We start from the raw sequence: 11,666 nt of genomic DNA on the forward strand, positions 1-11,666 counted from the left end.
GGTTGTTTTCACAACCCACAGCATAATCGAGTGCCTCCATTGATAGTGGTCAGGAGACATCACCACATCACATTTTCATTGACTCTTCTTTATAACGAACAATTTTACGTATGAAAGTTTAATTTTAAAATATCCTTTATACTTTCCCATTCAAAATCGCGCCCAATATTCTACTTTTCGTAAAACTTAATGCCCTTTTCGTTTCAAGTGCATCTTCATTCACAGTGCGATTATACCGGATCACCAAAAGTACGCCTTCACACTTATCAGCTAATACACTCGTATCTGTTACTTCTAATACAGGGGAAGAGTCAAATAATATGATGTCATACCGTTCCATCGTCTTTTGGATTAACATATCCATTGCCTCTGAACTAAGTACTTCTGACGGATTGAATGGCACTGGACCACTAGTTAATACATCCAGACTTTCCATCTTTGTTTTTTTTACAGCATTCACCAAATTTGTTTTTCCGTTCAATATGTCAGTTAATCCAATTGTATTTTCTACTCCAAACATTTCATGAATCGTTGGTGTTCGTAAATTCGCATCTATTACCAATACTTTTTCGCCTTTTTGCGCTATTGAGACTGCTAAATTAACTGTAATTGTTGATTTTCCTTCACCGTACCTTGGAGAAGTAATCACTATCGTTCTACTTTTATGAATCGACGAAGATAATTGAATGTTTGTTCGCAGCGAACGATACTGCTCTGAAATTTTCGATCTTGGGGCGGTATACGCAATCATACTTTCTCCTTTAACTTTATTTGTTTTCCGTCTATTTTTGTATGCCACTCCGTTCCCTCCCCCAATAACACTGTATTTTTCCCACTAAATTTATCTTTCATATTCTTCTTATTCATTTTAGAAATTCCACCCAAAACAGGGATATCTAACAATTGTTCAATTCGTCGTTCTGATTTAATTCTCTCATCCAATGAATCCAATAAAAAAATAAAACCGATACTGAGCACCATACCTAACGTGAATGCGATTAGTATCGTCTTAAAGTGATTTATATTTATAGGCATAGAATTTTTTTGAACTAGATCCTCTGGTAATATACTCACATTATTAAAATTCAGTATATTTGCTACTTCTTGCTTATAAACAGTCGCTGTCGTATTTGCAATTTTATGTGCAAGCACAGGATCCATATCCACTACATTTATCCTCATAATCTGAGAGCCTTGTACACTTTCCGTGCTTATTTGTCCACTTAATGCACCTGCTGATCTGTTTATATTCAATTCAGCAGCTACTTTTTCTAATATTACAGGCTCATTTACCATCGCTTTCAATGTATTCATCGTTTCAGCGTTAGCTTGAACAATTACTCTCGCTGAGGAAGCATACAAAGGCGTTTTCATATACATACTATACAGTGCTCCTCCTACTGTTGTGAGAGTCGTAAACAATAGTAGTATCCATACTCTTTTCCATATTACATTAAATAGATTTTTTAAATTTATTTCCTTATTCAATACTTCTCCCCCTCATTTAATACCAATGAGATTTCAGTTTAACATTCCATAAAAAACAAAAATAAGATTATTATTTTTATTTTTCGAATATACAAAACTCCCTAATTACTGTCATTTTAGTTCTTTATATAGAACGAGTCAATATAATTTATTTTTGTTTAATAACTTCTTAATTTCAACTCAAAAATTACGACAATATTCTTCATAATTCACTGTAGATAAATGACGAAAACACCCTATTACTGCAGCATTAGGGTGTTTTTCTTTGTAATGAAACGTATTTCAGCAAGGCTTTTTAATCTATTTAAATAAGTCGTATATATTAAATAATTTAATATTCCAAACGATATTCATTTCGCATATATATTCGCAAGTACATTGTTAAATTTGTTTATCCCTTTATATTCCTCCTATAAAAATGCCCGATAAATAAAAAACCTCAACACGTTATATTTTTAAATTGGAAAAGTACATGAGCAATGTTTTAAAGTGAAATTTTTGTATTTGTTGTGGTTGTTTTGTGGCTGTTTTTCATTTTGCACCCACATGACATTATAACAAAAGCGAAATAAAAAACCCTTGATACTAGTTGTATCAAGGGTTTGAGCCTCTTAGTATAGAGACATATATTGATCGCGTTCCCATTGGTGAACTTGCGTGCGGAATATATCCCACTCAATCTCTTTTGCTTCGATGAAGTGCTCAAGTAAATGTTCTCCTAGTGCACCACATACTACTTCATTTGATTGTAATGTAACTAACGCTTGCGCTAATGTTGCTGGTAAGTCAACGATACCTGCTTCTTCGCGCTCTTCTTTTGTCATTACATAGATGTTACGGTCTACTGCAGCTGGTGGAGTTAATTTGTTTTTAATTCCGTCAAGACCTGCTGCTAATAATGTAGCCATTACTAAATATGGGTTTGCAGCTGGGTCAACACTACGTACTTCTACGCGTGTACTAATTCCACGAGATGCAGGGATACGTACTAATGGGCTACGGTTTTGTGCAGACCATGCTACGTAGCAAGGAGCTTCGTATCCAGGTACTAAACGTTTGTAAGAGTTTACAGTTGGATTTGCTACCGCTGTAAAAGCTGGTGCATGTTTTAAAATACCTGCGATGAAGTGACGAGCATCATCACTTAATTGTAAGTCACCGTTTTGATCGAAGAATACGTTCTCACCATTTTTGAATAGTGATAAGTTACAGTGCATACCTGAACCGTTCACACCGTATAATGGTTTTGGCATAAATGTTGCATGTAAACCGTGTTTACGAGCAATTGTTTTTACAACAAGTTTGAATGTTTGAATGTCATCACATGAGCGAATTGCATTTGCATATTTAAAGTCAATTTCGTGTTGCCCTGGAGCAACCTCATGGTGAGACGCTTCAATTTCAAAGCCCATTTCTTCAAGTTCAAGAACGATATCACGACGACAGTTTTCCCCTAGATCCATCGGCGCAAGGTCGAAGTATCCACCGTTATCGTTTAATTCTAATGTTGGATTTCCTTTTTCATCTACTTTAAATAGGAAGAATTCTGGCTCTGGTCCAAGATTGAAATCTGAGAATCCTAATGCTTCCATTTCCTTTAATACACGCTTTAAATTATTACGTGGATCGCCATCAAATGGAGTGCCATCTGCATTGTAAATATCACAGATTAATCGAGCTACTTTTCCTTTTTCAGCTGTCCAAGGGAAAATTACCCAAGTATCTAAATCCGGATATAAGTACATATCAGATTCTTCAATACGTACGAAACCTTCAATAGAAGATCCATCAAACATCATTTTGTTATCAAGAGCTTTTGTTAATTGGCTCACTGGAATTTCTACGTTTTTAATTACTCCTAAAAGGTCCGTAAATTGTAAGCGGATATACTTTACATTCTCTTCTTTCGCCAAACGGAAAATATCTTCTCTTGTGTACCTAGCCATTATAAATTCCTCCTTAGTCCCTCTAAACACCTTCAGAATCAGTTATCTTTAGTGAAAAAACCTTGAAATGTCACCTTGTCGCAATGAAGTCCGATTAAATCTACCTGTATGTTGTAGTTCATCTCGAAGTATTTTGCGAAGCTCAGTTTTTGAAATTTCTTTCGTTTCTTCTTTTACTTTCACTGTTTCTGTTTGATTTACTTTCATTAGTAACACTTGTTTAATACCAGCCATATTCAAGCCTTGATCTAATAAATCTTTAATCTCTAACAACTTATCTACATCGTTAAATGAAAATAATCTGCGATTCCCCTTTGTACGGGTTGGAGAAACAAGATTATGCTCTTCATAGTAGCGAATTTGACGTGCAGATAATTGTGTTAAATCCATAACAATACCAATAGGAAACAGCGGGGCAGAACGTCTATCTTCTTTCATTTTTCAGTTCCTCCTTCGCCTTAACTGCTTCTCATTTTATATCATGTTATGTTTGATGTCAATAGATGTTAGCTTTTCTTACATGATTTTTTTATAAATTTTTTCATTCTTTTTTCTAATGAAATAAATCATTACTTTCACACGAAAAAAGCTGTCGAAATCGACAGCTTCCCCTTAAGAAATTGTTAATAATTCTTTTTCAATTAATGCATCAATGGCAGAACAAATCGCAATCTTCACATGCGAATAAGTTAACCCACCTTGCACGTAAGCAACATAAGGCGGACGAATTGGACCATCAGCTGACAATTCAATACTTGCACCTTGAATAAACGTTCCCGCAGCCATAATTACATCATCTTCATACCCCGGCATATAGTTGGCATATGGAGTGAAGTGAGAATTAATCGGAGATGCATATTGAATCGCTTGGCAGAATGCAATCATACGATCTTTATCATCAAATTGAACAGACTGAATTAAATCTGTTCTTGGTGCATTCCATGCTGGTGATGTATTCATTCCTAACTTTTCTAAAAATGCAGCTGTAAAAATTGCACCTTTTAGCGCTTGTCCCGCTACATGTGGCGCTAAGAAGAAACCTTGATACATTTCTTGCAAACTATATAAAGATGCCCCTGCTTCCGCACCGATTCCCGGAGATGTTAAACGATACGCACACGCTTCAACATACTGTTCTTTACCAACGATATAACCACCAGTTTTAACAATTCCACCACCAGGGTTCTTAATAAGCGAACCCGCCATTAAATCTGCCCCAACATGACATGGCTCTTGCTCTTCAATAAACTCGCCATAACAATTATCTACAAATACAACAACATCAGATTTAATTTCTTTAACAAACGCTATCATCTCTTTAATTTGAGAAATAGTAAACGACGGACGAGTAGCGTAGCCTTTTGAGCGCTGAATACCAATCATCTTCGTATTACTATGAATTGCAGCCGCTACAGCTCCAAAATCAACAAGCCCCTCTTCAGTAAGCGGAACTGCATTATAACCAATATTATATTCTTTAAATGAGCCTACACCTTTTCCGCGTACACCAACGATTTCTTCTAACGTATCATACGGCTTGCCAGTAATGTACAATAACTCATCTCCTGGACGTAAAATACCGAATAGCGCTGTTGAAATCGCGTGAGTTCCTGAAATAATTTGCGGGCGAACAAGACCAGCTTCTGCCCCAAATACATCCGCATATACTTTTTCTAACGTATCACGGCCAATATCATCATAACCGTAACCTGTCGTCGGAATAAAATGCGAATCGCTAATTTTATGTTTACGAAAACTTTCTAATACACGAAACTGATTACTTTCAATTACTTCATCCGCGCGTTTATGTACTTCTGTAATTTGGCTCTCTACTTCTTTTACGATTGGAGCAATTTTTTCTCCATTTTTCAAACGATCAAACATTTTTATTTTCTCCTTCTTCCACTAAAAATCTCTTTAATTGCACATTAAGCGATGAATGAGCAAAAATATACCCTGCGCAATCATATACAAATTTATCTTCCAAAAACTCCATCTTTGTTAAAAGTGTCTCCGTCTTTAATAGCGTTAACAACTTACCTTCACTCGGAGGAATTTCCACTTGATAACGATTCATTTCTTCCTTCATTTTCGTTTCTATCGCTTCTTTTATACGCAATAAATCATTTTGTTCAAAAGCACTAGTCATTAAGAAATCACTTTTCGGAAACGGAATAAAGTTTTGATGTAATTCATCTTTTTTATTATATAACGTAATAATAGGAATATGATTAACTTCAAGTTCTGACAATAATTGTTTTACTGTTTTCTCATGCCCTACATAATTAGGATCTGCAGAATCAACTACATGTAAAATAACATCCGCTTCACCAGCTTCTTCTAATGTCGAACGAAAAGCTGCAATTAATGACGTAGGTAAATCTTGTATAAAACCAACCGTATCAGTTAGTAATACTGTATAACCAGAAGGTAACGGCATTTTCCTTGTCGTCGGGTCTAGCGTTGCAAACAACAAGTTTTCTTCAAATGTATCAGCTTCCGTTAATCTATTAAACAGTGTAGATTTTCCTGCATTCGTATATCCTATTAATGAAACTTGAAATACTTTATTATCTTTTCTTCTCTCACGATATCTTTTTCGATGTTCCACAACAACTGCAAGTTGTTTCTTTATTTCATCAATACGTGATCGAATATGACGACGATCCGTCTCAAGTTTCGTCTCACCCGGTCCCCTTGTCCCAATACCACCACCAAGACGTGACAAAGACAGCCCTTGCCCCATAAGACGCGGCATTGTATATTGCAACTGAGCTAATTCCACTTGAAGCTTACCTTCCCTTGACTTCGCACGTTGCGCAAAAATATCTAATATTAGTTGCGTTCGATCAATTACCCTAGCATCTAATACTGAGGATAAATTCCGAATTTGACTCGGCGTTAATTCATTATTAAATACGATAACATCCGGTTCTAATTCTTCAGTTAATATTGTAAGCTCTTCTAATTTACCTTTACCTATATACGTCGCCGGATGAAACTTCGGTCGTTTTTGCGTTGTAGACACTAACAATTCTGCTCGCGCAGTCTTCGCTAGCGATGCAAGCTCTTTCATGGAATGCATAAATTTTTCATCATCTTCTTGCGGCAATTGACAGCCCACTAATATGACTTTTTCTTTTTCTTCCATCAAATATGTTCACTCATCCTTTTCGAAATTTAAACCTTCTAATATAATAGCAGAGGAAGCACATTTCATCTAGTTAGCGGGGGAGAAAATTCATGGCATGGGAGATTTTTAGCATCATAGGCACAATTGCTTTCGCACTAAGCGGAGCCATTGTTGCAATGGAAGAGGATTATGATATTTTCGGGGTGTATATTTTAGGAATGGCGACCGCATTTGGGGGAGGCGCTCTTCGTAATTTATTAATCGGTTATCCGATTGTCGCGTTTTGGCAACAAGACATGTTATTCCAAATCGCACTTTTATCAATGACAATTATTTTTCTTTTTCCAAATAAATTAATTAGACATTGGAAAAAATGGGAAAACATCACTGACGCTATCGGCTTATCAGCATTCGCCGTACAAGGGGCATTATATGCTCAAAAACTAAATTTACCCATTAGCGCTACAATCGTAGCAGCTGTTTTAACCGGTATTGGTGGCGGTATTATTCGCGATCTTTTAGCCCGTAGAAGGCCTCTCGTCCTTCGAGCTGAAGTATACGCTTTTTGGACGATTCTAGCAGGCTTCTTAATTGGAGCTCAAATTATTGTTAGCGATTGGGCCCTTTACACCTTATTCATTTTAATTGTTTGCTTCCGCATGCTTTCTATTCATTACAAATGGCATTTACCGCATCGACGCATCGACACAAACGAACGTTCAATGCATAAATAGCAATTCTAACCTCTTTACATATCGTAAAGAGGTTTTTCTTTTCTAACGATTTTTTCTTTCCATAATGTTTATACTAATTTTTAAAGTGAGGTGAATACAAATGACAAACCACGTTAATAAAGGCGCTCAAAAAAGCTCCGTAAACCAATTTGGACACGATCCTAATTCAGCACACGAGAAGAGCGCTAAAATGGAACGTTTCCATAAATCTAACCAAGACAAAGAAAAAAAAGAATAAACGAACATATGCACAAAAAACAGACGCACAGTTTATGTACTGTGCGTCTCCTCTTCCAACATTAAATCAACACTTGATATTCCAATTAAATCATACTTATCATACGTATCTTCTTGCAACAACCGCATAGCCTGTGTACGAATCGATTTTTCAACAATATTCCGTACATATCGTCCATTACTAAACGATGTAATTTGTGACGAGTACTTTACTGCATGTAAATGATCTCTAAATTTCCATTCAGCCTCTTTCGATAACTGGTATTCACGTTCCTCATACATCCTTTTCCCTATTTCTAACAGCTGATTTACCGAGTAATCCGCAAATTCAATTATAAACGGAAAACGGGATTGCAAACCTGGATTTAATGAAAGAAAGTGATTCATCTCTCTTGAATATCCGGCTAAAATCAATACAAAACCGTGTTGTTTATCTTCCATATGTTTTACGAGTGTATCAATTGCTTCTTTTCCAAAATCTTTTTCTCCTCCTCGGGCTAATGAATACGCCTCATCAATAAACAAAATTCCTCCCATTGCTTTTTTTATTAAATCTCTTGTCTTTTGAGCTGTATGACCGATGTACTCCCCTACAAGATCCGCACGTTCAGCTTCAACTAAGTGCCCTTTTGATAGAATATTCATCTCAAACAACAATTTCCCTATCATTCTAGCCACAGTTGTCTTCCCTGTACCTGGATTCCCTTTAAACAACATATGGAGTACTTGTTTCTCAGACTTCAATCCTATTTCTTGTCTTTTTTTATTTACATAAATCCAAGCATATATTTCTTTTATTATCTTTTTTATATCATCCATCCCGACAAGCTTTCCCATCTCTTCTTCAATTCTTTGCAGCATCTCATGTTTCGTAGTAGTTTCGCTTGAAATTACTGTTTTATTTTCCGCGGCTGGTAATGAAATTTTCTTTCGATGATTTAACACAATGTTAATTTGATTATTATTTTTCTTTCGCATCGATTGTTCCATACAATCACCTCATTTTATCCACTCACCACATATTATTATTCCTGCCTCCCTTGCAAATGACTATTTTCAGAAAAGTTTGCTATAATATAAGAAATAATGAAGGTGGTGGGACTATGGAGACAACGGAATTCCATGATACAATACAAGCCTTTTCTATTTTTTTATTGAATAAAGGCCGAAAAGCCTCAACCATTAAACGGTATGTTTATGACATTGAAGATTTCGGACATTGGTTAGAAAAAAACAAAACGCTCCCTTCCAGTAATATATGGGCTACACTTTGTACAAAAGACTACGAAGATTACTTTTTCGACTTAAAAAAGAATCGACATTACTCAGATAAAACGATGCACCGTGTATTTATCGTATTAAATAGAATGCATCACTTTCTAAATATCCCTAACCCATTAAAGAACATGGAAATTTCTATTCAACCAGACCGAACACTTCGCAATGAAGACTTCATTTCATCTGATGAAGAAAAAAGATTAAAACATATAATCACTTCATTAGAAGGACTTTCAGAAAAACAACGTCCTGTGCGCCCTTTATTAATGGATCGTAATGTCGCTATTTTAAACTTATTAATCGACTATGGATTATCCTTACAGGAACTTACAGCATTAACTATGCATCACGTCCACTTTGAAAATAACACATTATCTATCCCAGCAACCGCAGGGGTAGAAAGAACAATCTCATTAACTAACGAAGACAAAAAACAGCTATATACTTATTACAAAAGCATCCCTGAACCCGTTCGCCCAAAATACCATAGTCATGATCCATTATTTATCGCATTTGATTTTAATCGCGGAACATACAGATGGGTATACGAAAATGATGCACCGAAGGTATTAACAGAAATCGCTATCCAAAAAATGATTCGCCTTGAAGTATCTAGAGCTAATTTACGCAAAGGAATCTCAGGACAACACTTTCGTAACACCTATATTTTAAACTTAATAAAAAAAGAAATTCCAGAGTCAGAAATTATAAAACTAGCTGGATTCAAATCAAAAGTTTCACTAAAACGATATTATCAATACGCAGAAAATAGAAAAAACGCCTTATCATAAGGCGTTTTTTCTATTTTTTCTTTAAACAAACGATTTTACTATGACCATTTAACTAATTTTTGCATCTACTATGATGAGTTTCGTTCATATCCTCATGAGAAAGGAGAGATTTAATGTCTCATTATAACGATAGCCAGAACAAATTCTCCAAACCATGCTTTCCAAGTAGCGCCGGACGAATCCCAAATACCCCATCAATCCCAGTTACTAAGGTCCAACTTAGAACATTCCGCGCAATCATTATCGATTTAACAAAGATAATTCCAAAACTTTTCGCAAATCCATCTCCTCAAAATATTGAAGATCTAATCGATACATTGAACCTACTAAGTAAATTCATTTGTTCACTAGACGCTACTTCCTCCCTGAAAGCACAAGGGTTAGCTATTATTAAAAACTTAATAACTATATTAAAAAATCCAACCTTCGTAGCAAGCGCTGTATTTATCGAGCTTCAAAATCTAATTAATTATTTACTATACATTACAAAATTATTCCGAATTGACCCTTGCACACTTCAAGAGCTTCTTAAATTAATAGCAGCATTACAAACTGCTTTAGTTAATTCCGCCTCATTCATCAAAGGACCTACTGGACCTACTGGGCCAGCGGGTGCCACCGGTGCTACTGGTGCCACTGGATCTCAAGGGCCTCAAGGTAACACGGGCGCTCAAGGGCCAGCTGGTGCTACCGGCGCTACTGGACCTCAAGGTAACACAGGCGCTCAAGGTAACACGGGCACTACCGGTGCTACTGGACCTCGAGGCGCTCAAGGTAACACAGGCGCTACCGGTGCCACTGGGCCTCAAGGACCTCAAGGTAACACGGGGGCTCAAGGACCAGCTGGTGCTACCGGTGCCACTGGACCTCAAGGTGTTCAAGGTAATACAGGGGCTACTGGTGCCACTGGATCTCAAGGGCCTCAAGGTAACACGGGCGCTACCGGTGCTACCGGATCTCAAGGTGCTCAAGGACCAGCAGGCGCTACCGGTGCCACTGGATCTCAAGGTAACACGGGCGCTACTGGCGCTACCGGATCTCAAGGTGCTCAAGGTAATACAGGGGCTACTGGTGCCACTGGAGCCACTGGATCTCAAGGACCTCAAGGTAACACGGGCGCTACCGGTGCCACTGGTATAGGCGCTACCGGCGCTACTGGACCTACCGGACCTTCTGGCGGGCCTACTGGACCTACTGGACCTCAAGGTAATACAGGCGCTACCGGACCTCAAGGTGTTCAAGGTAATACAGGCGCTACCGGACCTCAAGGTGTTCAAGGTAACACGGGGGCTACTGGACCTCAAGGCATCCAAGGTAACACTGGCGCTACCGGTGCCACTGGGCCTCAAGGTGTTCAAGGTAACACGGGGGCTACTGGACCTCAAGGCATTCAAGGTAACACGGGGGCTACTGGTGCCACTGGACCTCAAGGACCTCAAGGTAACACTGGTGCTACCGGTGCTACTGGACCTCAAGGTGCTCAAGGTAACACGGGGGCTACTGGGCCTCAAGGCGTTCAAGGTAACACTGGCGCTACCGGTGCCACTGGACCTCAAGGACCTCAAGGTAACACGGGGGCTACTGGGCCTCAAGGCGTTCAAGGTAACACTGGTGCTACTGGACCTCAGGGTGTTCAAGGTAACACGGGGGCTACTGGTGCCACTGGACCTCAAGGACCTCAAGGTAACACGGGGGCTACCGGCGCTACTGGACCTCAAGGACCTCAAGGTAACACGGGGGCTACTGGTGCCACTGGACCTCAAGGACCTCAAGGTAACACGGGGGCTACCGGCGCTACTGGACCTCAAGGACCTCAAGGTAACACGGGGGCTACTGGGCCTCAAGGTAACACGGGGGCTACCGGCGCTACTGGACCTCAAGGACCTCAAGGTAACACTGGTGCTACTGGGCCTCAAGGCGTTCAAGGTAACACTGGCGCTACCGGTGCCACTGGACCTCAAGGCATTCAAGGTAACACTGGCGCTACCGGTGCCACTGGACCTCAAGGACCTCAAGGTAACACGGGGGCTACTGGGCCTCAAGGCGTTCAAGGTAACAC

Annotated in this window: 11 protein-coding genes; 4 read left to right on the top strand and 7 right to left on the bottom strand. The window is 38.6% G+C overall.

Translation table 11 applies throughout. The features are described from left to right. Positions 1-136: 136 nt before the first annotated feature. From KVT31_RS27460 to hflX, 6 genes are all read right to left on the bottom strand, one after another. Complete coding sequence (locus tag KVT31_RS27460) at positions 137-799, bottom strand: CpsD/CapB family tyrosine-protein kinase (RefSeq protein ID WP_088097400.1); 663 nt, start codon at positions 797-799, stop codon at positions 137-139. Beyond that, entirely contained in the window at positions 748-1,488 is a 741-nt protein-coding gene (locus KVT31_RS27465) for a YveK family protein (protein ID WP_088097401.1), read from the bottom strand. Before KVT31_RS27465 ends, KVT31_RS27460 begins: the two co-directional genes overlap by 52 nt. A 611-nt stretch (positions 1,489-2,099) precedes the next feature. Continuing rightward, a complete protein-coding gene (gene glnA / locus KVT31_RS27470; RefSeq protein WP_000135338.1) occupies positions 2,100-3,434 on the bottom strand; it encodes a type I glutamate--ammonia ligase in 1,335 nt (444 codons plus the stop codon). A 48-nt stretch (positions 3,435-3,482) separates the two neighbouring features. Continuing rightward, positions 3,483-3,872, bottom strand: coding sequence for a transcriptional repressor GlnR (gene glnR, locus KVT31_RS27475; protein ID WP_000656785.1), 390 nt, complete (start codon positions 3,870-3,872; stop codon positions 3,483-3,485). Positions 3,873-4,046: 174 nt separating this feature from the next. Further along, positions 4,047-5,318: a methionine gamma-lyase family protein gene (locus tag KVT31_RS27480; RefSeq protein WP_088097402.1), complete on the bottom strand. Its 1,272-nt coding sequence runs from the start codon at positions 5,316-5,318 to the stop codon at positions 4,047-4,049. After that, a complete protein-coding gene (gene hflX / locus KVT31_RS27485) occupies positions 5,311-6,585 on the bottom strand; it encodes a GTPase HflX (RefSeq protein WP_140392529.1) in 1,275 nt (424 codons plus the stop codon). The genes KVT31_RS27480 and hflX overlap by 8 nt, the downstream gene beginning before the upstream one ends. Before the next feature lie 92 nt (positions 6,586-6,677). On the opposite strand from hflX, the gene KVT31_RS27490 reads away from it, so the two are divergent. After that, positions 6,678-7,301 (top strand): trimeric intracellular cation channel family protein, encoded by a 624-nt coding sequence (locus tag KVT31_RS27490; protein ID WP_088097404.1) that lies wholly within the window; start codon positions 6,678-6,680, stop codon positions 7,299-7,301. A gap of 100 nt (positions 7,302-7,401) precedes the next feature. Further along, the gene (locus KVT31_RS27495; RefSeq protein WP_170930151.1) at positions 7,402-7,539 is read left to right on the top strand and encodes a hypothetical protein; all 138 of its coding nucleotides are present in this window, start codon (positions 7,402-7,404) and stop codon (positions 7,537-7,539) included. Between the two features lie 32 nt (positions 7,540-7,571). Here the strand turns inward: KVT31_RS27495 and spoVK are convergent, their stop codons facing one another. Next, a complete protein-coding gene (gene spoVK, locus KVT31_RS27500) occupies positions 7,572-8,528 on the bottom strand; it encodes a stage V sporulation protein K (RefSeq protein ID WP_088097405.1) in 957 nt (318 codons plus the stop codon). 113 nt (positions 8,529-8,641) lie between these two features. Here spoVK and KVT31_RS27505 point away from each other — a divergent pair, with 113 nt between their 5' ends. After that, positions 8,642-9,607, top strand: a complete 966-nt coding sequence (locus KVT31_RS27505; protein WP_088097406.1) for a tyrosine-type recombinase/integrase — start codon at positions 8,642-8,644, stop codon at positions 9,605-9,607. 113 nt (positions 9,608-9,720) lie between these two features. Further along, positions 9,721-11,666: collagen-like repeat preface domain-containing protein (locus tag KVT31_RS27510; protein WP_217613664.1), on the top strand; the 1,946-nt coding region annotated here is incomplete at its 3' end.

The sequence above is a fragment of the Bacillus sp. GbtcB14 genome, from assembly GCF_019091205.1.
GTDB classification, from domain to species: Bacteria; Bacillota; Bacilli; order Bacillales; family Bacillaceae_G; genus Bacillus_A; species Bacillus_A cereus_AG.

What these genes read in the sequence shown, in the direction of transcription:
- KVT31_RS27490 (WP_088097404.1), top strand. Translation starts at nt 6,678, where the DNA reads ATGGCATGGGAGATTTTTAGCATCATAGGCACAATTGCTTTCGCACTA.
- KVT31_RS27480 (WP_088097402.1), bottom strand. Translation starts at nt 5,318, where the DNA reads ATGTTTGATCGTTTGAAAAATGGAGAAAAAATTGCTCCAATCGTAAAA.
- spoVK (WP_088097405.1), bottom strand. Translation starts at nt 8,528, where the DNA reads ATGGAACAATCGATGCGAAAGAAAAATAATAATCAAATTAACATTGTG.
- glnA (WP_000135338.1), bottom strand. Translation starts at nt 3,434, where the DNA reads ATGGCTAGGTACACAAGAGAAGATATTTTCCGTTTGGCGAAAGAAGAG.
- glnR (WP_000656785.1), bottom strand. Translation starts at nt 3,872, where the DNA reads ATGAAAGAAGATAGACGTTCTGCCCCGCTGTTTCCTATTGGTATTGTT.
- hflX (WP_140392529.1), bottom strand. Translation starts at nt 6,585, where the DNA reads ATGGAAGAAAAAGAAAAAGTCATATTAGTGGGCTGTCAATTGCCGCAA.
- KVT31_RS27505 (WP_088097406.1), top strand. Translation starts at nt 8,642, where the DNA reads ATGGAGACAACGGAATTCCATGATACAATACAAGCCTTTTCTATTTTT.
- KVT31_RS27495 (WP_170930151.1), top strand. Translation starts at nt 7,402, where the DNA reads ATGACAAACCACGTTAATAAAGGCGCTCAAAAAAGCTCCGTAAACCAA.